Annotated in this window: 16 protein-coding genes; 4 read left to right on the forward strand and 12 right to left on the reverse strand. The window is 66.6% G+C overall.

Going from position 1 to position 23,256, the window contains the following annotated elements:
* Positions 1-148: 148 nt before the first annotated feature.
* From CAL22_RS02795 to CAL22_RS02805, 3 genes are all read right to left on the reverse strand, one after another.
* The gene (locus CAL22_RS02795; protein ID WP_094810154.1) at positions 149-1,342 is read right to left on the reverse strand and encodes a ribonucleotide-diphosphate reductase subunit beta; all 1,194 of its coding nucleotides are present in this window, start codon (positions 1,340-1,342) and stop codon (positions 149-151) included.
* A gap of 20 nt (positions 1,343-1,362) precedes the next feature.
* A complete protein-coding gene (locus tag CAL22_RS02800; protein ID WP_094810156.1) occupies positions 1,363-4,290 on the reverse strand; it encodes a ribonucleoside-diphosphate reductase subunit alpha in 2,928 nt (975 codons plus the stop codon).
* Between the two features lie 305 nt (positions 4,291-4,595).
* Positions 4,596-8,072: an indolepyruvate ferredoxin oxidoreductase family protein gene (locus CAL22_RS02805; protein ID WP_094810158.1), complete on the reverse strand. Its 3,477-nt coding sequence runs from the start codon at positions 8,070-8,072 to the stop codon at positions 4,596-4,598.
* A 122-nt stretch (positions 8,073-8,194) separates the two neighbouring features.
* On the opposite strand from CAL22_RS02805, the gene CAL22_RS02810 reads away from it, so the two are divergent.
* From CAL22_RS02810 to CAL22_RS02820, 3 genes are all read left to right on the forward strand, one after another.
* Positions 8,195-8,647 carry an Lrp/AsnC family transcriptional regulator gene (locus CAL22_RS02810; RefSeq protein WP_094810160.1) on the forward strand — a complete coding sequence of 151 codons (453 nt, stop codon included), beginning with the start codon at positions 8,195-8,197 and terminating at the stop codon, positions 8,645-8,647.
* Positions 8,648-8,871: 224 nt separating this feature from the next.
* Positions 8,872-9,387, forward strand: a complete 516-nt coding sequence (locus CAL22_RS02815; RefSeq protein WP_094810162.1) for a hypothetical protein — start codon at positions 8,872-8,874, stop codon at positions 9,385-9,387.
* A gap of 87 nt (positions 9,388-9,474) precedes the next feature.
* Entirely contained in the window at positions 9,475-10,665 is a 1,191-nt protein-coding gene (locus CAL22_RS02820; RefSeq protein WP_094810164.1) for an MFS transporter, read from the forward strand.
* A 16-nt stretch (positions 10,666-10,681) separates the two neighbouring features.
* On the opposite strand, the gene gltX is transcribed toward CAL22_RS02820, so the two are convergent.
* The gene (gene gltX / locus CAL22_RS02825; RefSeq protein ID WP_094810166.1) at positions 10,682-12,088 is read right to left on the reverse strand and encodes a glutamate--tRNA ligase; all 1,407 of its coding nucleotides are present in this window, start codon (positions 12,086-12,088) and stop codon (positions 10,682-10,684) included.
* A gap of 132 nt (positions 12,089-12,220) precedes the next feature.
* On the opposite strand from gltX, the gene CAL22_RS02830 reads away from it, so the two are divergent.
* Entirely contained in the window at positions 12,221-14,698 is a 2,478-nt protein-coding gene (locus CAL22_RS02830) for a GNAT family N-acetyltransferase (protein ID WP_094810168.1), read from the forward strand.
* Here CAL22_RS02830 and CAL22_RS02835 read toward each other — a convergent pair.
* The 8 genes from CAL22_RS02835 to CAL22_RS02870 form a co-directional block, all read right to left on the reverse strand.
* Entirely contained in the window at positions 14,695-15,399 is a 705-nt protein-coding gene (locus tag CAL22_RS02835) for an ABC transporter ATP-binding protein (RefSeq protein ID WP_094810170.1), read from the reverse strand. The two genes, CAL22_RS02830 and CAL22_RS02835, sit on opposite strands and share 4 nt — an antisense overlap.
* Positions 15,396-16,145 carry an ABC transporter ATP-binding protein gene (locus tag CAL22_RS02840; protein ID WP_094810172.1) on the reverse strand — a complete coding sequence of 250 codons (750 nt, stop codon included), beginning with the start codon at positions 16,143-16,145 and terminating at the stop codon, positions 15,396-15,398. Before CAL22_RS02840 ends, CAL22_RS02835 begins: the two co-directional genes overlap by 4 nt.
* A complete protein-coding gene (locus CAL22_RS02845) occupies positions 16,138-17,091 on the reverse strand; it encodes a branched-chain amino acid ABC transporter permease (protein WP_094811084.1) in 954 nt (317 codons plus the stop codon). Before CAL22_RS02845 ends, CAL22_RS02840 begins: the two co-directional genes overlap by 8 nt.
* Positions 17,092-17,182: 91 nt before the next feature.
* The gene (locus CAL22_RS02850; RefSeq protein WP_094810174.1) at positions 17,183-18,064 is read right to left on the reverse strand and encodes a branched-chain amino acid ABC transporter permease; all 882 of its coding nucleotides are present in this window, start codon (positions 18,062-18,064) and stop codon (positions 17,183-17,185) included.
* 13 nt (positions 18,065-18,077) lie between these two features.
* Positions 18,078-19,247, reverse strand: coding sequence for an ABC transporter substrate-binding protein (locus tag CAL22_RS02855; protein ID WP_094810176.1), 1,170 nt, complete (start codon positions 19,245-19,247; stop codon positions 18,078-18,080).
* A 22-nt stretch (positions 19,248-19,269) separates the two neighbouring features.
* Complete coding sequence (locus CAL22_RS02860) at positions 19,270-20,076, reverse strand: alpha/beta fold hydrolase (RefSeq protein ID WP_094810178.1); 807 nt, start codon at positions 20,074-20,076, stop codon at positions 19,270-19,272.
* Positions 20,073-21,629 (reverse strand): benzoate-CoA ligase family protein, encoded by a 1,557-nt coding sequence (locus tag CAL22_RS02865; protein WP_094810180.1) that lies wholly within the window; start codon positions 21,627-21,629, stop codon positions 20,073-20,075. The genes CAL22_RS02860 and CAL22_RS02865 overlap by 4 nt, the downstream gene beginning before the upstream one ends.
* A gap of 60 nt (positions 21,630-21,689) precedes the next feature.
* Positions 21,690-23,255 carry a 3,4-dehydroadipyl-CoA semialdehyde dehydrogenase gene (locus CAL22_RS02870; RefSeq protein WP_094810182.1) on the reverse strand — a complete coding sequence of 522 codons (1,566 nt, stop codon included), beginning with the start codon at positions 23,253-23,255 and terminating at the stop codon, positions 21,690-21,692.
* Position 23,256 lies beyond the last annotated feature (1 nt).

A 23,256-nucleotide genomic window follows, 5' to 3' on the forward strand; every position in this document is an offset into this window, starting at 1 on the left:
ATTTGATATGGCCCCCGCCGCAGCGGGGCGCGAGCCATTTCAAATGGCATCGGTAGGCGCCAGCGAACCGGCAGCCTACCGTTACGTCCTACGTGTCCGAATACACCAACCAGGAGCACAACCATGGCGGGCCACCAGGCCCTGCCACTTACTCCCAGCTCAGCGTACCGCCGGTTTGGTATTCGATCACGCGAGTTTCAAAAAAGTTGCGTTCCTTCTTCAGGTCGATCATTTCCGCCATCCACGGGAAGGGGTTTTCTTCCTGCGGGTAGAGCGGCTCGATGCCGATCTGCTGGCAACGACGGTTGGCGATGAAGCGCAGATACGATTTGAACATCGGCGCATTCAGCCCCAGCACGCCGCGCGGCATGGTGTCTTCAGCGTAAGCGTATTCGAGTTCTACCGCTTTGCGGAAGAGTTCGCGAATTTCTTCGCGAAACTCTGGCGTCCAGAGGTGAGGATTCTCAAGCTTCACGGTGTTGATCAGGTCGATACCGAAATTGCAGTGCATGGATTCATCGCGCAGGATGTACATGTACTGCTCGGCCGCGCCGGTCATTTTGTTCTGCCGGCCCAGCGCCAGGATCTGGGTGAAACCGACGTAGAAGAACAACCCTTCCATCAGGCAAGCGAACACGATCAGCGACTTCAGCAGTGTCTGGTCGGCTTCGGGCGTGCCCGTCTTGAAGTTGGGATCGGCAATGGCCTCGATGAACGGAATCAGAAACTCATCTTTAGCGCGAATCGAAGCGACTTCGTTGTACGCGTTGAAGATTTCCGACTCATCCAAGTCCAGGCTTTCAACGATGTATTGGTAAGCGTGGGTGTGGATGGCTTCTTCGAAGGCCTGGCGCAGCAGGAACTGGCGGCACTCGGGGGCCGTGATGTGGCGATAGGTGCCCAGCACGATATTGTTGGCGGCCAGCGAGTCGGCCGTCACGAAGAAGCCCAGGTTGCGCTTGACGATGCGGCGCTCGTCCTCGGTCAACCCGTTGGGGTTTTTCCAGAGGGCGATGTCGCGCGACATGTTGATTTCTTGCGGCATCCAGTGGTTGGCGCAAGTGGCGAGGTATTTTTCCCACGCCCACTTGTACTTGAACGGCACCAGCTGGTTGACGTCCGTTTCGCCGTTGATGATGCGCTTGTCGGCGACCTTCACGCGGCGGGCGGTGGTGCCCAGGTCGGCCGCGCTTTGCGGCGCGGCGGGGGTGGGCATTGCGGTGTCACCGAACACACCGGTGGCGGCACGCAGGGTGTCGGGCGCGCCGGCATCGGCGCCCGCATTGGTGGCGGGAGCCTTGGCGGCTTGCGTGGCGAGCTTGTCGTCTTCCCAATTAAGCATGATCGATTCTCCGATAGTCGTTACTGGCAGGCTTCGCACTCTTCGAAGCCGGGGTCACCCGGCCGCATCGTGCAAACCGCCCCGACGATCTCGGGTTCGGGCAAAACAGGTGCTGCGGATGCGGAGGCCGTGACGTTGTGATTGCCAGCGCTGACGGCATTCAGTTCGCCGCCGCGGCCCGTGGATTTCTCGGCGCTGGTGGCGCCCATGGTGCGCAGGTAGTAGGTGGTCTTCAGGCCACGCTGCCATGCGAGCTTGTAGGTGTCATCCAGCTTCTTGCCCGATGCGCCCGCCATGTAGATGTTCAGGGATTGCGCCTGATCGATCCATTTCTGGCGGCGCGCGGCGCACTCAACCAGCCAGCTCGGTTCGACTTCGAACGCGGTGGCGTAGAGTTCGCGCAGTTCAGTCGGAACGCGATCGATGCGGGACAGACTGCCGTCGAAGTACTTGAGGTCAGCGACCATGACTTCGTCCCACAGACCGAGTTTCTTCAGATCACGAACGAGATAATCGTTTACGACCGTGAACTCGCCGGAGAGATTCGATTTGACGTACAAGTTCTGGAAAGTGGGTTCGATGCACGCAGATACGCCAATGATATTGGAAATCGTCGCAGTTGGGGCGATGGCGATGCAGTTCGAGTTGCGCATGCCATGTTCTTTGATGCGCGCGCGCAACGTATTCCAATCGAGTGCGCTCGATTCATCGACATCGACATTGCCGCCGCGCTCTTCGCGCAGCATCGCGATCGAGTCTTGCGGCAGGATGCCGCGCGACCACAGCGAGCCTTCATACGATTGATAGCGGCCGCGTTCTTGCGCGAGCATGCTCGATGCCCAATACGCTTGATAGCACACGGCTTCCATCGAACGGTCTGCGAATTCGATGGCCGCTTGCGAAGCGTAGGGCACGCGCATCATGTGCAGGCAATCCTGGAAGCCCATGATGCCCATGCCGACGGGGCGGTGGCGCATATTGGAATTGCGCGCCTTTTCCACGGCGTAGTAGTTGATGTCGATCACGTTGTCGAGCATGCGCATGGCGATGCTAACGGTGCGCTTGATCTTGTCGTGGTCGAGTTCGAAGCCGCCGTTGGCGGTGGGCTTCATGTGCGCGACCAGGTTCACCGAACCGAGGTTGCATACGGCGATTTCGGACTCGTTGGTGTTCAGCGTGATCTCGGTGCAGAGATTGGAGCTGTGCACCACGCCGACGTGCTGCTGCGGCGAGCGGATGTTGCAAGGATCCTTGAACGTGATCCACGGGTGGCCGGTTTCGAACAGCATGGACAGCATCTTGCGCCACAGCGACAGCGCCGGCATTTTCTTGAACAGCGTCAGTTCGCCGCTGGCCGCCTTGGCTTCATAGCCCAGGTAGGCGCGCTCGAACTCACGGCCGTACTTGTCGTGCAGGTCGGGGCAGTCGGAGGGCGAGAACAGCGTCCATTCGCCGCCTTCCATCACGCGCTTCATGAACATGTCGGGAATCCAGTTCGCCGTGTTCATGTCGTGGGTGCGGCGGCGCTCGTCGCCGGTGTTCTTGCGCAGTTCCAGGAACTCTTCGATGTCCAGGTGCCACGTTTCGAGATAGGTGCACACCGCGCCCTTGCGCTTGCCGCCCTGATTGACGGCCACGGCGGTGTCGTTGACCACTTTCAGGAAGGGGACCACGCCCTGGCTTTCGCCGTTGGTGCCCTTGATGTGGCTGCGCAGCGCGCGCACGGGGGTCCAGTCATTGCCCAGGCCGCCGGCATACTTGGCCAGCAGGGCGTTTTCCTTGATGGCGTCGTAGATGCCTTCGAGGTCATCGGAGACCGTGGTCAGATAGCACGACGACAGTTGCGAGTGCAGGGTGCCGGAGTTGAACAGCGTCGGCGTCGAGCTCATGAAGTCGAACGACGACAGAATCTCGTAGAACTCGATGGCGCGCGCTTCGCGATCGGTTTCGCGCAGCGCCAGGCCCATGGCCACGCGCATGAAGAACACCTGCGGCAGCTCGATGCGCGTGCCGCGCACGTGCAGGAAATAGCGGTCGTACAGCGTCTGCAGACCCAGGTAGCCGAACTTCAGGTCCCGATTGGCGTCCAGGGCGCGGGCGATGCGCGCCAGGTCGAACTCGGCCAGTTTGGCATCGAGCAGGCCGGCTTCGATGCCGCGCTGGATGAAGGTCGGGAAATAGTCGGCATAGCGTTGGGCCATGTCGGCCTGCGAGACTTCCTCGCCCAGCACTTCCTTGCGGATCGTGTGCAGCAGCAGGCGCGCGGTGACCTGGCTGTAGGCCGGATCTTTTTCGACCAGGGCGCGGGCGGCCAGGATGGCGGACTTGAAGACTTCGTCGACCGGCACGCCGTCGTACAGGTTCTTGACCGTTTCCTTCAGGATGGTCTGGGTGTCGATGAACTCGGTCAGGCCGACGCCGGCGGCTTCGATGGTGGCGCGCAATTGCGCCATGTCCAGCGGACGGCGCACGCCGTTGTCGCTCACGCTCAGGGTGCTTTCCTGCGCGGCGGGGGCGGATTTCTCCTGCAGCTCGGCCGCTGCAGCGCGCTCTTGCGCGCGGCGCTCGCGATACAGCACATAGGAGCGGGCGACGTCATGCTGGCCCGAGCGCATCAGCGACAGCTCGACCTGATCCTGCACGTCTTCAATATGGAAGGTGCCGCCGCTGGGGCGGTTGCGCACCAGGGCGTTGACGACCTGGGCGGTCAATTGCTCGACCAGTTCGCGCACGCGCGCCGAAGCGGCGCCCTGGCCGCCATTGACGGCCAGGAAGGCCTTGGTCATGGCGATGGCGATCTTGCCCGGCTCAAAGCCGACCACCGAACCATTGCGGCGGATGATGTTGTAACTGGCCCATTGGCCAGCCTGGCCGGTATTGGCCTGGTGTTCGTTGGATTCGGGCGGCACGGCCGTGGGCCGAGTCACAGAGGCGATCGTAGTCTGCATGGAAGCTCCTGTGCGAATAGCGGAAACGGGACATGGCCGAGCCATGTCGGAACAGAAAGAATTCGGTCGGCGGGGGACAAAAAAAGTCAGGACGCGCGGTCCTGAGACAGTGGTCAGCGGCTCAACAGCTGATCAAATCGACCACAATATGTAGTGTACCACCCCCTCGCGTGACACTAATTCTAGTGAGGCTCGGTACACTGGACAAGTCTGGGGCCTGCGGAAGTTCAAATTTAGTTGTTACGAAATGCGAAGGGCGCGCCGATCAAGGCGCGCCCGCCGAAGTGAGTGCTCAGCGTGAGGTTTTATGCGCTTCTGCGGACCTCGCTCGGCGCAAAGCCAGGCTGGTCATAGCTTTCCAGAAGGCGGTCTCGGTCCTGGCGAAAGCGTGTCACCGCCGCGGCCTTGATATGACCGTAGCCGCGCACATTTTCCGCAAGGGCAGCGATTGTAGCCGCAGCGCCGATCTTGTCCACCGACAGGCCGGCCAGCAGACGCCGGACCAGGGTTTCGTACTCGCCGATCAGGCCGCGCTCCATGCGCCGCTCGGCGGTATAGCCGAAGGGATCGGCCCAGGTGCCGCGCACGCCCTTGCAGCGCGCCAGCCAGCGCAGCGCGCCCAGGGTGCGCGGGCCCAGCGCCATCTTGCGCGGCACGCCGGTGCGCGGGTCCTTGCGGGCCAGAAGCGGCGGCGCCATGTGAAAGCGCAACTGGTAGTCGCCCTCGAACTGGTCTTTCAATTGCGCGGCGAAGTGGCCATCGGTGTAGAGGCGGGCGACTTCGTATTCGTCCTTGTAGGCCATGAATTTGAACAGCCCGCGCGCCACGGCCAGCGCCAGGCGCCCGGCGTTGCCGCCGACTTCCCGTTCGCGCGCGGCCACCTCTTCGACCAGCTGGCGGTAGCGGGTGGCGTAGGCGGCATCCTGATAGGCCGTCAGATCGGCCACGCGGCGCGCCACGGCATCTTCCAGGCGTTCGGGGCGATGCAGCGCAATCACCTGCGCGGGCGGCTTGAGCGCGAAAGCCAGTGCCTGCGGCGCATGCGCGGCCAGGCGGCCGGCATCGAAGGCGGCACGATTGCTGGCCACGGCCACGCCGTTCAGTTCGATGGCGCGGGTCAAGGCGGCCAGCGTCAGCGGCACATCCCCGCGCTGCCAGGCGTAGCCCAGCAGGAAAATATTCGACAGGATGCTGTCGCCAAACAGGGTGAGCGCCGCGCCATGCGCATCCAGCGCGGCGGTCTGCTCGCTGCCGGCGGCATGGCGGATCTTCTCCAGCAAGGCCTCGCCGCGCATCGGCACGTCGGGTTGGCGCGTGAAATCCGAGACCGGCGCCACATAGGTGTTGGCGGTCACGCGGGTGAACCCCCGGCGCAGCGTGCCCAGGGCTTCGGGCGAGACGGCGGCCACCGGATCGCACAGAATGGCGGCGTCGGCCTGTTGCCAGTCCAGACGCGCCGGGCCGGCGGGCGTGTGCGCGGGGGCCAGGCGGATGTGGCTGATGACCGTGCCGCCTTTCTGGGCCAGGCCGGTCAAATCCAGCACCGAGGCCGACAGGCCTTGCAGGTGCGCGGCCATGGAGACCAGCGCGCCGATGGTGATCACGCCGGTGCCACCCATGCCGGCCACCAGCAGCCGATAGGGGGTGTGGATGTCGGCGATGACGGGCATGGGCACGGTATCGAGCTGGGCTTGCCAGTCGCTCTGACCCGTCGCGCGGCGTTTGCGCGGCTGCCCGCCTTCGACCGAGACGAAGCTCGGGCAGAAGCCTTCGGCGCAGGAATAATCCTTGTTGCAGCTGGACTGATCCACCGCGCGTTTGCGGCCATAAGGGGTTTCCAGCGGCACGATCGACAGGCAGTTGGACTGCGTTCCGCAGTCGCCGCAGCCTTCGCAGACCGCGCTGTTGATGAGCATGCGCCGCGCCGGATCGGGGAAGGTCTTTTTCTTGCGGCGGCGGCGTTTCTCGGCCGCGCAGGTCTGGTCGTGAATGAGAACGGTGACGCCGGCGGTGGCGCGCAGCTCGCGCTGCAAGGCGTCGAGCTCGCGCCGGTGATGCACGGCGATGCCCGGCCCGAGGTCGATGCCTTGGTATTTCTGCGGCTCATCGGTGGTGACGACGATGCGGGCCACATGCTCGCCGCGCAGTTGCTGGCAGATCTGCGGCACGGAGATCGGGCCGTCGACCGGCTGGCCGCCGGTCATCGCGACCGCGTCGTTGAACAGAATTTTGTAGGTGATGTTGGCGCGCGCGGCCACGGCCTGGCGGATGGCCAGATAGCCGGAGTGGTAGTAAGTGCCTTCGCCCATGTTCTGGAACACGTGGGGCGATTCGATATAGGGCGCCACGCCGATCCAGTCCACGCCTTCGCCGCCCATTTGGGTCAGGCCGCCGGTCTCGCGGTCCATCCAGGCGGCCATGTAATGGCACCCCACGCCCGAGCGGGCCTGACTGCCTTCGGGCACCTTGGTCGAGCTGTTATGCGGACAGCCTGAACAGAAATAGGGCCGGCGCCGCATGCCGTCGGCCTCGTTGGACAAGGCTTCGGTACAGGCGAAGGCCGAGATGTCGGTCGCCAGCGCCAGGCCGCCGGTGCGTTGCAGCCAGCCGGCCAGGGGCGCGGCCAGCAGGGAGGGGCGCAGCTGCCCGGCGGCCGGGATGAGGGTTTCGCCGTCGAACCCCTGTTTGCCGCAGACCGAGGCGCGTTGTTCCTGGTTATAGAGCAGATCCTTGATCTGGGCTTCGACGATGCCGTCTTTTTCTTCGATGACCAGAATGTGGCGCAGTCCCTGGGCGAAAGCCAGCAGGCGCCCGCGCTCCAGCGGCCACACCAGACCGGGCTTGTAGATGCGCACCTGGCGGGTGTCCACGCCCAGCCGGTGCAGCGCTTCCATGGCGTCAAGGTGGCATTTGCCCACGGTGACGATACCCAGCGTGGCCTGCGGCGCGGCGGAAATGATTTTGTCGATGCTGTGGCGCGCGGCGAAGGCGGCGACGGCGCGCTCGCGGCGGGCCATGCGCGTTTCGATGGCCGGCGACAGGAAGTCGCGCGCGTTGTACTCGCGCTCGCCCGCTTCGGCGTCCTCGGGCATGTCGTAGTGCTGCGCCGGACGCACATCGAAAGACTGGCCCGTTTCCACCGATTCCGACGTGACTTTGAAAGCCACCCAGGCGCCGCTGTAGCGCGACAGCGCCCAGCCCCAGAGCGCGAATGTCTCGTATTCGTCGATGGATGCCGGGTGCACGATGGGCACATGCCAGCCGATGAGCGAGGTTTCGCTGGCGTGCGGGATGGAGGAGGACACGGCCGTGTGATCGTCGCCGACCACCATCAGCACGCCGCCGTGGCGCGAAGCGCCCGCCGCATGGCCATGGTGCAGGGCGTCGCCGGCGCGGTCCACGCCCGGGCCTTTGCCGTACCACATGGCATAGACGCCATCGACCTTGCGGTCGCTGCGCGTGCCGACCTGCTGCGTGCCCATGACGGCGGTGGCGGCCAGGTCTTCGTTGATGCCTGGCATGAAGGTGATCTGGTTGGCATCCAGCGCTTTCTGGGCCTTCCACATGGCCATGTCCACGCCGCCCAGGGGCGAGCCGCGGTAGCCCGAGACGAAGCCCGCCGTGTTCAGGCCGCGCTCGCGGTCGGCCTGCCGCTGCGCGAGCATCAGGCGCACCAGCGCCTGCGTGCCGGTCAGAAAAATGCGGCCCTGACGGCGGCTGAGATTGTCTGCGAGTTGGTAGTCCAGATCGATATGCGGGTCGACCACGGGTGTGCCGTCCATGAATGCTCCTTTAGTCCGACCATGATAGGAGCGGCGGCATACCGTTTTCTTGCGTTATTGGATCGTGAATTCCCTATAATTTGAAATAAACATTTCGTTTTGGCTGGTTAGGAGACAACAACATGGATAAAACCGATTTCGCCATCCTGCGCGCCCTGCAGGAAGACGGCCGGGCTTCGGCGCAGCAATTGTCAGATCAGGTGGGGTTGTCGCCCGCGCCGGTATGGCGCCGGGTCAAGGCGCTGGAGTCGGCTGGCGTCATCCAGGGCTATAGCGCCCAGGTGGATCGCAGCAAGGTGGGCCTGGGCGGTTGCGTCTTCGCCCAGATCAGCCTGGAGCGGCATTCGGCCGAGACCGTGGCCAATTTCGAGCGCTCGGTGCGCGATGCCCCCGAGATCCTGGAGTGCTATTCCGTGACGGGAGACTCGGATTTCCTGCTCAAGATCCTGGTCGAGAGCCCCGAGGACTATGACCGCTTTCTGCACCGCTTTCTGTTCAACCTGCCCGGCATCCGCCAGACGCGCAGCATTGTGGCGCTGCGCGAGATCAAGCATGAGGTGCGGCTGCCCTTGTGAGCCTGCCTGATCAGGGTGGGGCCAGCGGCGGCTTTAAGATTCGGAAACAGCTGTAAAGCCCGGGGTCTGCGCAGATTTGCGACCATGAGTGTTGCGCAAATGCACTAGGCTGCACGCGCGGATTGCATTGTGTCGGGCCGCTCTTTAGAGTGCCAGCAGTCGCTGCAGGCGCCTGCATAGGCGCACGCGACCTATCGTGCCGGGGAGATTTCGAGGAAGTCATGATGTATTCGTATGTGTCGTTCGCGCGCGCCGTTTGCGGCGGTCTGATCGTGGGGGCGGCGCTGGCTGGTTGCGCCGCCAAAAAACAGCCCAGCGCCGAGACGCCGGCGCAGGCGCCCGCACCCAAGCAGGTGACGTGCACGCCCAGCGAGGCGGGCAGCCCGATGGTGGGAACCTGGTATTCGGTGTCGCGCCCGCGCGGCTTCGGCGGTGATCTGCAGACGCTGACCGTGCTGTCGGCCGATGGCAGCATGACCTACGAAACCCAACTCAAGGTGGGCAAGCGCATCCGCCCCGCCTTGCGCGAAAGCGGCTGCTGGACGGTGGCCAACGGCATCTATACCTTGCAGACCACGAAGTCCAATGGCGAGCTGGTCGATGCGGAGGATCCCATCTACCAGACGCGCTATCAGGTCCAGAGCGTGGATCAGTCGCGCCTGATGCTGCGCGAACTGAAGTCCGGCGGGCAGCAATTGACCGCCCGGCGCATGCAGGCCGGCTACCGCCTGCCCAACTGAGCGCACGCCTCGCCCGGGCAGCCGGGCAGGGTCGCCAAGGGCGCGCGCTTGGAGTAAGGTTTCGGACTTTCTCTCCGACTCGTTTCCATGTCCGCCGCCCATTCCGAGGGACGAGCCATCGCCCTCTTGGCGCTGGCCGCTTTCGTCAGCGCCAGCGCTTTTCGCATTTGCGATCCCATGCTGCCTCAATTGGCGCAGGAGTTTTCCACCACCACCGGACAGGCGGGCCACGCCGTCACGGCCTTTGCCGTGGCCTATGGCCTGTTGCAGATGTTTTTCGGCCCGGTGGGGGACCGCTATGGCAAGTATCGGGTCGTGTGCCTGGCGACGTTTGCCTGTGCCATCGGCAGCGCGGGCGCGGCCATGGCCGACAGTCTGGATATGCTGGTGGTCTGCCGCATGCTGTCAGGCGCGGCCGGCGCGGGCATCGTGCCGCTGTCCATGGCCTGGATCGGCGACAACGTGCCTTATGAGCGGCGCCAGGCCACCCTGGCGCGCTTTCTGACCGGCACCATCCTGGGCATGGCCGCGGGCAGCCTGGCCGGGGGGCTGTTTGCCGACACGATAGGGTGGCGCCGCGCTTTTCTGGTGCTGGTGCTGGGCTATATCGTCGTCGGCCTGTTGCTGCTGGCCGAGTTGCGGCGGCAGAAAACGCTGGGCCTGTTCGTGCAGCGCGGCAAGGCGGGCCAGGGTTTTCTGGCCCAGGCGCGGCGCGTCTGGAGCGTACGCTGGGCGCGCGTGGTGCTGGTGACGGTGTTCTTCGAGGGCATGCTGGTCTTTGGCACGCTGGCCTTCGCGCCGGCCTATCTGCACGACCGTTTCGATGTGTCGCTGACCATGGCTGGCGCGCTGGTGGCGCTGTATGCGGTGGGGGGGCTGATCTACACCGTGGTGGCGGGCGCGGTATTGCGCCGCCTGGGCGAACGCGGCCTGGCGCTGGCCGGCGGCCTGGTGCTCAGCCTGGCCTTTCTGATCTATCTGCTGGGCCCGGCCTGGGGTTGGGCCATTCTGGCCAGCGCGCTGGCCGGCTTTGGCTATTACCTGTTGCACGCCACCTTGCAGACCAACGCCACGCAGATGGTGCCCGATGTGCGCGGCACGGCGGTGGCGTGGTTTGCGTCTTGCCTGTTCATGGGGCAGGCCGCCGGGGTGGCCCTGGCGGGTGCCCTGGTCGACGCGGTCGGCGCGCAGGCCCTGTTCGGCCTGGCGGCCATGGGCCTGCCCTTGCTGGGGCTGTTTTTCGCCCAGGCGCTGCGCAGGCGCCCGGCGGCGTCCTGAGCAGCGTGTCCGGGCGTCAAGCGGCGAGCTTGGCCAGGCGCTCGAGCACGACGTCCTTGCCCAACAGCACCAGCACGGCGTCCACGGCCGGCGTCTGAGCCCGGCCGGTGACGGCCACGCGCAGCGGGATGGCCAGCTGCGGCATCTTCAGGCCGCGTTCGGCCAACTGCGCCTTGATCAGGGCCGACACGGCCTCGCGGGTCCATTCGGTGCCGCTGGCGGCTGCGGCGAATCCCGCCAGCGCTTCGCGCGCGGCCGGCGTCAGGTGCTGGGCGAGCACATCGGCATCGGCCGGCTTGAAGGGGCCGCAGAGCAGCATGGCGTCATCGGCCAATTGCTCCAGCGTTTCGGCGCGGTCCTTGAACAGGCCGATGATCTCCGGCAGGTCGGCCCGCGTGGCGTCGCCGCCGCGCTTGGTGATGCGCGGCGCGACGCGGCGGGCCAGTTCGGCGTTGTCCATGCCCTTGATGTAATGGGCGTTGACCCAGTTCAGCTTCTTCGGATCCCATTGCGAGGGCGACTTGGACAGGTGGCGGGTGTCGAACCACTCGACGAATTCCTCGCGGCTGAAGAGCTCGGTGTCGCCGTGGCTCCAGCCCAGGCGGGCCAGGTAGTTGACCATGGCTTCGGGCAGATAGCCTTCGTCGTCGTACTCCATGACGTTGACCGCGCCGTGGCGCTTGGACAGCTTCAGGCCGTCCGGGCCGAGAATCATGGGCACATGGCCGTATTCGGGCACTTCGGCGCCCAGGGCTTTGAGAATGTTGATCTGGCGGGGCGTGTTGTTGACGTGGTCATCGCCGCGGATGACGTGGGTCATGCCCATGTCCCAATCGTCGACCACCACGCAGAAGTTGTAGGTCGGGGTGCCGTCCGGACGGGCGATGATCAGGTCGTCGAGCTCCTCGTTGTCGAAGCTGACCGGACCCTTGACCATGTCGTCCCAGGCCGTGACGCCGGTTTGCGGGTTCTTGAAGCGGATGACGGGCTTGCGGCCTTCGGGAATGGCCGGCAGCGTTTTGCCCGGCTCCGGACGCCAGGTGCCGTCATAGCGCGGCTTGGCGCCCTTGGCGCGGGCGGCTTCGCGCATGGCTTCGACTTCTTCGGGCGTGCTGTAGCAGTGATAGGCCGTGCCGGCGGCCAGCATGTCCTTGAGGACGGCGGCGTAGCGGTCCAGGCGCTTCATCTGGTAGAAGGGGCCTTCGTCGGGCTGCATGCCCAGCCAGTCCATGCTGTCGATGATGGCCTGAACGGCCGCATCGGAAGAGCGTTCGACGTCGGTGTCCTCGATGCGCAGCACGAAGGTGCCCTTGTGATGGCGGGCAAAGGCCCACGAGAACAGGGCCGTGCGCGCGCCGCCCAGATGCAGAAAGCCGGTGGGCGACGGGGCGAAGCGGGTACGAACGGGTTTGGCGGAAGTCATAAGCCGATGTTGGCGCCGCGTTGGCCGCGGCGGCCCTCCATAAAAATGGCGCTTGGCGCGCTCGGTTCACCGTGGATGGTGGGCTGGTTGTATTGTTACGATGACTGCATTTTAGAATAGCGCCAAAACCCGATGCTTCGACACGTGCTTGCACCGCTTTTCGAGCCCCGGTCCCTGCTGATCGTGGCCGATCGCAATCTCCCGGCCACGGCCGTGCTGCCGGGCCCTTTGCGCGCCCGCACGACATTGGTCGACAGCCCTCCGGGCGAAGCGCCGACCTTGCCCGAGCGCTGCACCGGTCTGGACGAGGGCGAGCGCGTGGACCTCGCCCTGGTCTGTGTGTCGCCGGCCGTGCTGCCCGAGACCCTGCGCCGCCTCACGCCGCTGGCGCCGCGCGGGCTGATCCTGCTGCCGCATGAGTTGCCCGATCCCTATCCGCGCGGCACGCTGGCGCTGTGCGAGGCCTGGGCGCGCGAGCACGATTGTCCGCTGCTGGGGCCGCGCTCCTTTGGCGCGCAGCGCCCGCACGCGGGCCTGAACCTGAGCCAGCATCCCACGCTCGCCCGCGCCGGGCGCGTCGCGCTGGTGGCGCAATCGCGCTCCATCATGGCCTCCGTCATGGATTGGGCCGAGGACGTGCATATCGGTTTTTCGCTCGCGGTTTCGCTGGGCGATGAAGCCGTGGTGGGGCCGACCCAGGTGCTGGATTATCTGGCCAGCGACCCGCGCACCGACAGCATCGTGCTTTACCTGGAAAACATCGGCCCCGCGCGCGAATTCATGAGCGCCTTGCGCGCGGCCGCCAGCGTCAAACCGGTCATCGTGCTCAAGGCCGGGCGCAGTGAGCCGGGCGGCGCCGATGCCGTCTTCGACGCCGCTTTGCGCCGCGCCGGCGCCGTGCGCGTGCGCTACTTCGTCCAACTGTTCTCGGCGGTCAAGGTGCTGGGCTATGCCAGGCGGCCGCGGGGGCGGCGCGTGGCCTTGCTGTCCAACGGCAGTGGTCCGCCCCAACTGGCGCTGGATCTCATCGGCCCGGAGGCCGCCGTGCTCAAGGCCGAGCTGTCGCCGGCCACCCAGCGCACGCTGGCCGGGCTGCTCGAGCCCGATGCGCCGGCCGGCAACCCCGTGATCACCTATCCGCCGCTCACGCCCGAGCGCCTGCAACAGTTGCTGGATTGTCTGATCGACGATGCCGGGGTCGACGGGGTGCTGGTGCTGCTGGCCCCCGACGCGCTGGCGGATATGCCGGCGGTGGCGCGCCAACTGGCGCAGTTTTCCCCCAAGGCGCGCAAGCCGGTGGTGAGCTGCTTCATGGGCGACGCGGGCATGCGGCCCCTGCGCCGCATGCTCGATGATGCGGGCACGCCGGCGTTTCGCACGCCGGAGTCCGCCGCCGACGCGTTTGGCGTGCTGGCCACGCACTATTACAACCAGCAGTTGCTGCTGCAGACCCAGCCGCCGGAGCCGCCCGGGCTGCTGCCTGATTGGCAGGCCGCGCGCACGGTGATCGAGGCGGCGCGCGCTGCCGGCCGGGTCGAGCTGACGCCGGCCGAGTGCCGCGTGCTGCTCGATGCCTTCCATGTGCCCTTGCGCGACGGCCCCATGGATGTGCGGCCGGTGGAGCCGGAGTCGCGGCCCATGGCCATCCGGGTGCGCACCGACGCCCGGTTCGGGCCGGTGATCCGCTTTGGCGCGGGCGGGCCCGACGCTCTGCTGTCGGTGGCCGAGCGCGGGATGGACCTGCCGCCGCTGAACAACTTTCTGGCCCGGCAATTGATCGAGCGCAGCCGCATCTGGCGCCGGGTCCTGGCGCCGCAGGTCAGCAATGCCGCCACCGAGGCCCTGCAGCACGCGCTGGTGCAGGTCTCCGAACTGGTCTCCGAGATGCCCGACATCCAGTCGCTGGACATCGACCCGCTTTACGCCGGCGAAACCCGGCTGCGCGCCGGCGGGATGCGCATGACGCTGACCGAAACGCCTGCCTGCGCCTCGCCGCAGACGTCGGGCTATCCGCACATGGCGATCCATCCCTATCCGGCCCGTCTGGTGCAGATGCGGCGCTTCGACGATGGCACGCCCTGGATGATCCGGCCCATCCGCCCGGAGGATGGCGAGCCGCTGCAGGAGTTCATCCGCGGGCTGTCCGAACGCTCGCGCTATATGCGTTTCGTGTCGATGATGCGCGAGCTCACTCCCCGCATGGTCGCCCGCTATACGCAGGTGGATTACCACCGCGAACTGGCGCTGGTGGCCGCCACGCAGGTGCCCAACCCGGCCAATCGCGGCCATCCGCGCGAAGTGATCATCGGCTTCGCGCACTATCTGCGCAATCCGGATGGACGCGGCGCGGAATATGCGCTGGTGATCGGCGACGATTGGCAGCGCATGCGGCTGGGCGGGCAGTTGATGAGCGCGCTGATCGCCGAGGCGCGCGCGCAGGGCCTGGAGTACATCGACGGCCTGGTGCTGTCGACCAACCGGCCCATGCTGACCCTGATGACGCGCCTGGGCTTTACCAACGACGCCGATCCGGAGGATCCGACTATGCGGCGGGTGTGGCTGAATCTGGAGCCGGATGCGGAGCCCGCTGGCGCGGACGGCGCGGCTTAGACGCCGAGATGGCGCGTCAGCAGTTGGGGCTGGCGGGCGAGCTCGGCGCTGTCGCCGTTCTCGACCAGCCGGCCTTTTTCCATGACGACGCAGCGGTCGGTGTGGGCCAGCACCGCGCGGAAATTGCGGTCGACCACCAGTGTGGACATGCCCGAGGCACGGATCAGCGCAATGGTGCTCCAGATTTCGGCCACGATGAGCGGGGCTAGCCCTTCGGTGGCTTCGTCCAGGATGAGCAGATCCGGGTTGGTCATCAACGCCCGCCCGATGGCCAGCATCTGCTGCTCGCCGCCCGAGAGTTGATGCCCGCCATGCCCCAGGCGCTCGGCCAGCCGGGGAAAAGTCTTGAGCACGCGGTCGTAGTGCCAGGCGTGGCGTTGGCCCGGGCGGGCCGCCACCAACAGGTTTTCGCGCACACTCAGGTTGGGGAAGACGCCCCGGCCTTCCGGCACATAGGCCAGGCCCATGCGCGCGACCGCGTGCGGCGCGCCGGCGGGCCGGCCCTGCACGCTGACCGATCCGCGCGTGGGCCGCAGCAGCCCGACCAGACTGCGGATCAAGGTGGTTTTGCCCATGCCATTGCGGCCCAGCAGGCCGACGGCTTCACCCGGTCGGATCGCGATGTCCACGCCGCGCAGGACATGGCTGGCCCCATAGTGCACATGCAGGTCCTGGGCCTGCACCAGCGTGGTCGCGGTCATGCGTGTTCTCCCAAATAAGCCGTCTGAACTTGCGGGTCGGCGCGGACACTGGCCGGCGTGCCGCTGGCCAGCACCGTGCCGTTGACCATGACGGTGACCTGGTCGGCAACCCGGAACACGGCATCCATATCGTGCTCGACGAGCAAAATGGCGTGATCCTGCTTGAGCGCCTGCAGCAGGTCGAGAATGCGGTCGGTCTCTTCCGGACCCATGCCGGCCAGGGGTTCGTCCAGCAGCAGCACGCTGGGCATGCCGGCCAGGCACATGGCGATTTCGAGCTGCCGCTTGTGCCCATGCGGCAGCAAACCGGCGGGCCGCTGGGCCGAGGCGCGCAGGCCGGTGCGCGCCAGCGCGGCATCGGCCTGGTCGGCGCTGTGGGCGCAGGCGCTGGCCCTGGCCGTCCAGTGCCAGAAGCGCTGGCGGCGTGCCTGGGCGGCCAGGCGGCAGTTTTCGAACACCGACAGCGACGGAAAAATGGTGGAGCGTTGATACGTGCGGCCCAGCCCGGCCTGGGCGCGGCGCGGCTGCGACCAGGCGCTGACGTCCTGGGCGCCGAGCGTGACGCGGCCCGAACTGGCCGCCAGCTCGCCGGACAGGATGTTGATCAACGTGGATTTGCCGGCGCCATTGGTGCCGATGACGGCATGCACGGCGCCGCGCGGCAGTTCCAGCGAAACCGCATTGACGGCGACCAGGCCGCCGAAGCGCCGCGTGATGTCGCGGCCGCTGAGCAGGATGTCAGGCATGAGAGTCTCCCGAGACGGGCAGCGTATCGGCCGGGGCGGCCGCCGGCGCCGGTTTGCGCGCGATCTGGCCCGCCAGACCGATCAGCCCCTGGGGCAGCCAGGCCACCAGGGCAATGATGGCCAGGCCCAGCGGAAGATGCCAATGGTCGGCAAAGCGGCCGAAAATCTCCTGCGATTGGAAGACTTCCTGCAGAAGCAGCAAGGCGGCCGCGCCCAGCACCGCGCCGCCCTGGCGGGTCTGGCCGCCCAGAATGACCATGAGCAGCACCAGCGCGGATTGCTCCCAGGCCAGCAGTTCGGGCGTGACGAAGCCATCTTTGAGGGCGTAGAGAAAGCCCGCCAGGCCGGCCAGCATGGCGGCGATGACATAGGCGGCCAGTTTGTAGGGGTAGCTGGCGTAACCGGCGGCGCGCATGCGTTGCTCGTTGATGCCGATGCCGGTGAGCGCCGCGCCGAAAGGCGAGCGGCGCAGCAGCGCGAGGAAGACCCAGACCGCGGCCAGGCAGCCCAGCACGAAGAAATAGAAGGTGCGCGCTTCGCTCAGATCGAACGGCAGCCAGCCGCCGATGGCCGGCTCCGGGCGGAAGTAGAGGTAGATGCCGTCGCTGCCGCCTCCCAGCTTGGTATCGTGCATGACGTAATAGGCCATCTGCGCGAAGGCCAGCGTCACCATGATGAAGTAAATGCCCTTGGTGCGCAGCACCAGCGCGCCGGTGATGAGCGCATACAGGCCGGCGGCGCCCAGCGCCGCGGGCAGCAGCCACCAGAGCGAGCCCGCCGAGCTGGCCGGCGACAGCAGGGCGGCGGCATAGGCGCCCAGGCCGAAGAAGGCCGCCTGGCCCAGGCTCACCAGGCCAGCGCTGCCGACCAGCAATTGCAGACCCAGGGCGAAAATGCCGTAGATCATGATCTTGAGCGCCAGGCCGGTGTAATAGTCTCCGCCCACGAAGGCGAAGACGCCCAGCCCGAACAGACAGAGCAAGGGCAGGCCGTGGCGCACGAAGCGGTTCGATGCGGGTTGCGACATGAGACTCTCCTCAACCTTGCCGGAACAGGCCTTCCGGCCGGAACAGCAGGATCGTGGCCATCAGCAGATAAACCAGCACGCCGGCCGCGGCCGGAAACAGCACCTGCCCGAAAGTCTCCACCGCGGCCACCAGCATGGCGGCCAGAAACGTGCCGCGGATGGAGCCGATGCCGCCGATCACCACCACCACGAAACAGATGATGAGCACGCCCTGACCCATGCCGGGATAGACCGACGACACGGGGGCGGCCAGCGCGCCGGCCAGCGCGGCCATGGCCACGCCGACGGCGAAGACCCAGCGGTACAGCCGGTTGATGTTCACGCCCAGGCTGCCGATCATTTCGCGGTTGCTGGCGCCGGCGCGCACCATCATGCCGATGCGGGTGCGGGTGATGACCCAGTAAAGCAGGGCGGCGGCCAGCAGGGCCATCACCGCCACGAAGAGGCGGTAGACGGGGTAGGTCATCACGTCGCCCAACGGCACCGAGCCGGCCAGCCAGGACGGCATGGGCACGCCGTGCACGTCATTGCCGATCAGCAGGCTGCGCAACTCTTCGAACACCAGGATGAGTCCGTAGGTCATGAGCACTTGCTGCAGGTGATCGCGTGTGTAGAGAAAGCTGAAAAACAGCGCCTCCAGCACATAGCCCAGCAGCAGGGCGGCGGCCACGCAGACGGCCAGCGTGAGGAAAAAGCCGCCGCCCAGGTGGGCTTGCACCAGCGGTCCCAGCGCGAAGGCCATGTACGCGCCGATCATGTAGAAGCTGCCATGCGCCAGGTTGATGATGCCCATGATCCCGAAGATCAGCGTCAGCCCGCTGGCCACGAGAAAGAGCAGCAGCCCGTATTGCAGTGCATTCAGGGCGTGGATGAGGAAAATGCCTGGATCCATGGCAGCGTCCGTGTCAGAGCTTGCAGCCGCGCGCCGGGTCGGCCAGTTTCTTGACGGCGACATCGACCACTTTGTTCTCCAGGCCTTCCACCTTGCGCAGATAGATGTCCTGCACCGGATTGCCGGCCGCCGACAGCGTGAAAGGCCCGCGCGGCGAGTCGATGGTGGCCGCGCGCATGGCGCTGCGCATGTCGGCCTTTTTGCCCACGTCACCTTGTACGGCCTTCAGGCCCGCCTGCAGCAATTGCGCCGCATCGTAGCCCTGCACGGCATACACGTCGGGGGTCTGCTTGTAGGCCTTGCTGTAGTCGGCGCGGAAAGCCTGATCGCGCGGCGTGTTCAGGCCGTCGGCATAGTGCAGCGTGGTCAGCAGGCCCTGGGCCGCATCGCCCTGGGCCTGCAGCGTGCCGTCGGTCAGGAAGCCGGATCCGTATAGCGGGATGGTCTTGTTCAGCCCGGCGGCCGCATAGTCCTGCACGAACTTCACGGCGCCGCCGCCAGCGAAGAAGGTGAACACCATATCGGGCTTGCTGGCCGCGATTTCGGTCAGCACCGATTGGAATTCCACGTTCGGGAAGGGGACGGTCAGATCCTTGATGACTTTGCCGCCGGATTTTTCGAAGCCTTCGCGGAAACCCGCCACGGCTTCGTCGCCGGCCGCGTACTTCCAGGTGACGGTGATGGCCGTCTTGTGGCCTTTGCCGGCGGCTACCGGGCCCATGGCGTAAGCCGGCTGCCAGTTGGTGAACGAGGTGCGGAAAATGCCCGGCCCGCACATCGGGCCGGTGATGGCGTCGGCGCCCGCATTGGCCACGATCAGGGTGGTGTCGCTGTCCTTGGCGGCCTTGGCCAGCGCCATGGCCACGCCGGAGTGCACGGTGCCGATGACGACGTCCACCTTGTCGCGCTTGATGAGGCGGTTGGCGTTTTCCGGACCCTTGGCCGGGTTGGACTCGTCGTCGACCTTGAAGTACTCGACGTCACGCCCGCCGAGCTTGCCGCCCTGCTCCTGCACGTAGAGTTTGAAGCCGTTTTCGATGGCCGTGCCCAGCGCGGCATAGGTGCCGCTGTAGGGCAGCATGAAGCCGACCTTGATAGGATCGGCCGCCTGCGCCTGGCAGGCGGCCAGCGCGAGGAAGGCGGCGCCGGCCAGCCGGGCGGCGCGGGGGGAGGGGAATGGCATCGCGAGTCTCCTGGGCTTGTTATCAATGGCCGGCCAGGCCGCCGACGAAGTCGGCGACGGCCTGGATGACGGCCTGGGGTTGGTCTTTATGCGGGGAGTGGCGGCAATCGGGCAAGGCCAGCAACTGGGTCTGCGGCGCCAGGCGCTCAATGCCCGCGATCTGCGCCAGGCTGCCGTATTCGTCCTGCAGGCCCTGGATGGCCAGCACCGGGCAGCGCAAGCGGGATAGATGGGCTTCGATATTCCACTGTGCGAAGGCGGGGTCGAGCCAGGCCTGGTTCCACCCCCAGAAAGCCGAGTCGGCATCGGCGTGATAGCGCGCCAGACGCTGCGGCAGATCGCCTTGCAGATAGGCCTGGCGCGCCGCTTCGATGCGCGTGAGCGTGACGGGCTCGACGAAGATGTGCGGCGCGGCGGCCACCACGGCGGCCACGCGCTGCGGATACATGGCGGCGTAGAGCAGGGCGATGGAGCCGCCGTCGCTATGGCCAAACAGCACCGGGCGCTCGCCTTCCAGCGCCAGCGCGCGCATCAGCGCCGGCAGCACATCCCGGGCTTCGCGATGCATGAAGTCGGGCGGCCAGTGTTCGCCGGGCGGGCGAGGCGTCGATTGGCCGTAGCCCCGGCGCGAATAGACCAGGCCGCGGCAGCCCGCCGCCGCGCACAGCCGCGCCGGGAAATCGCGCCACATGGCCACCGATCCCAGGCCTTCGTGCAGAAAGACCAGGAGCGGTCGACCCTGCCCGTGCGCATCGATCCAGGCGTACTCCAGATCGAAGCGCTGCCCGTGCGCCGAAACGGCCACGCGCTCGGCGGTGGCCAGGCTCACAGACTGGCCTCTTCCATCTGGCGCAGACGAAAGCGCTGGATCTTGCCGGTGGCCGTCTTGGGCAACTCTTCGGTGAAGTTGATATGGCGCGGATACTTGAACGGCGCCAGATGAGATTTGACGTAGTCCTGCAGCGCCGCGCCGGTCGACGCATCGGGGGCGTAGCCGGGGCGCAGCACGACATAGGCCTTGGTCTTGACCAGGCCGTCGTGGTCGGGCACCCCGATGACGGCGGCCTCCAGCACGGCTTCGTGCTGCACCAGCACGCTTTCGACTTCGACCGGCGAGACATACTGTCCGCTGACTTTGATCATGTCGTCGCTGCGGCCGGCGTAGACGTAATAGCCCTCGTCATCGCAGACATATTTGTCGCCGCTTTTGAGCCAGTCGCCCAGAAAGCACTGGCGCGTCTTGTCGCGGTTGTTCCAGTACATGAGCGCGGCGCTGGGGCCTTTGATATAGAGGTCGCCGATGGCGCCGGCGGCCACGGGCAGGCCGGCCTCGTCGCGCAACTGGACCTCATAGCCGGGCACGGGCTTGCCGGTCGTGCCGTAACGGAACTGGCCCAACTGGTTGGACAGAAAGATATGCAGCATCTCGGTCGAGCCGATGCCGTCGAGGATCTGACAGCCGAAATGCCGAGTGAAGCGCTCGCCGATGTCGCGCGGCAGGGCTTCGCCCGCGGAGGTACAGATGCGCATGGCCACGGTCTCGCGGGGCGGCAGGTCGGGTGCGGCCATCATGCTGGCATACAGCGTGGGCACGCCATAGAACACGGAGGGCCGATGCGTGGTCAGGCGTTTGAACACCGCCGTGGGGGTGGGCCGCTCCGCCATGAGGATGGTGGTCGCGCCCACCGATAGCGGGAAGGTCAGGCCATTGCCCAGGCCGTACGCAAAAAACAGCTTCGCGGCCGAAAACGCCACGTCGTCTTCCCGGATGCCCAGCACCGGCTTGGCGTAGAGTTCGGCCGTATGCCACAGGTTGCCGTGCGTGTGCACCACGCCTTTGGGCTTGCCGGTGGAGCCGGAGGAATAAAGCCAGAAGGCGATTTCGTCGGCGAGCGTGCGCGCCGCCGGCGCGATGGGGGCGTCGGCCAGCAGCGCCTCGAAGGCGAGATGTCCCGCCGCCTGCGGCGTGTCTTGCGAGACGATGACGTGCGCGATGTCATGCTGACCGCTGTCCAGCGTGGCCTGCAACGACGGCAGCAGGCTCGCCGAGACCACCAGCGCGCGCGCCCGGCAGTGCCCGGCGATGTAAGCGTAATCGTCCGGGGTCAGCAGGGTGTTGACGGCCACCGGCACGATGCCGGCGTGCAGGGCGCCGAGAAAGGCCACGGGCCAGTCCACGGTGTCGTGCATCACCATCAGCACGCGCTCCTCCCGGCGCAGGCCGAGTTGGCGCAGCGCGCCGCCGAAGCGGGCCACACGTTCGGCCAGCTCGCCATAGCTGAGCTGGCGCTGGTCATCGATATAGGCGGTTTTGGCCGCGCGCGGGGCGTTGAGCGCGGCCAGATGGCTGGCGAAATTCAGCTCGGCAGGGCAATCGTGCATGGTTGTCTCCTCGAGAGGCGGGCCCGCGGCCTGATGGCTCTGCTGGGCCGGGGAACAGGGCTAGGCAGCAAACTCCGGGACGCGGGCCTCGGGCAGCGCCTGCAGCCTGGGCGGCGCGCCTTGTATGGCGCTGCGGCGGTGATAAAAGTCCAGGGCGCGCAGGCCGCCCAGCTCCTGGCCGCCGCCGGCGCGGCCGGGGCCGCCATGCAGCGCCTGCGGCATGACGTTGCCATGGCCGGTATGCGCCTTGGCGGCTTCGGGGCTGACCAGATGCACGCGGCCGTGGCTTTCTGACAGGGCCTGCGCGCCCTGGGCCAGGAAATCGCTGTCGTCGCTATAGAGCGACGCCACCAGTGAGCCGTCTCCCTGCCGAGCCAGGGCAAAGGCCTGGGCGGTATCGCGGTAGGGCATCAGCGTGGCGACCGGCCCGAATACTTCCGTGTGGTGCAACACCGCCTGAGGCTGGCGCGAGCCCAGCAGGGTGGGCGCCATGCAGGCGGCGACGGCGGGGTCGGCATCGATCAAGGCTTGGCCGGCGCCATCGAAGAGCACATCGGCGGCGGTGCGCAGCACGGCCAGGCCGGATTGCACGTTATCGAGTTGCGCGCGGCTGACCAGCGAACCCATCTTGACGTCGGCATGGCGCGGATTGCCGACCGTGATGCGCGCCAACTGGGCCGAGATAGCCTGTGCCACCGCGTCGTACTGCCCGGCCGGCACCATGATGCGCCGGATCGCCGTGCATTTTTGACCCGATTTGGCGCGCATCTCGCGCACCACTTCACGCACCAGCGTATCGAAGGCCGGGCTGCCGGCGACGGCATCGGGCCCGAGCAACGCGCTATTGACGCTGTCGGTCTCCGCATTCAGGCGCACGTCGCCGCGCAGCAGGGCCGGGTGAGCGCGCAGTTGGGCGGCGGTATCGGCCGAGCCGGTAAAGGACAGCAGGTCCAGCGGGCGCAGCGCGTCGAGCAGACCAGCCGAGCCGCCGCAGATCAGGCTGAGCGCGCCGTCGGGCAGCACGCCTGCCTTGACCACGTCGCTCACCATCTCATGCGTGAGCCAGGCCGTGGCGGTGGCGGGTTTGATGACGATGGGCACGCCGGACAGCAGGGCCGGCGCGGCTTTTTCCCACAATCCCCAGGCCGGGAAGTTAAAGGCATTGATGAACAGCGCCAGTCCGCGCGCGGGCGTCCAGACGTGGCGCACGGCATAGGCATCGTCGCGCGCCAGCGGGTCGGCCGTGCCGTCCATGCGCCAGGCGTCCTCGGCCAGGCGCGCGCCTTGCTTGGCGTAGTAAGCGACGGTGTAGATGGCCCCGTCGATGTCGATGGCTGAGTCGGCCTGTACGGTGCCGCTGTTGGCCAGGGCAATGTCGAAGTATTTGTCGCGATGGGCGCTCAGCACCTCGGCCACGCGGCTCAACAGCGCCGCGCGTTGCGCATAGGTCAGCGCGCGCAGGGCCGCGCCGCCGCGCTCGCGCGCCCAGGCGAAGGCGGCGGGCAGGTCCAGACCGGCGCTGCTGGCGCTGGCCAGCGCGGCGCCGGTGACCGGGTCGTGCAGGGTGGCGGGTTGGCCCTGGCCGGCACGCCATTGGCCGGCGACGTAGTTTTGCAGCAGATGCATG

Origin of the sequence: Bordetella genomosp. 12 (genome assembly GCF_002261355.1) — a bacterium.
In the GTDB taxonomy this organism is placed as follows: domain Bacteria; phylum Pseudomonadota; class Gammaproteobacteria; order Burkholderiales; family Burkholderiaceae_B; genus Bordetella.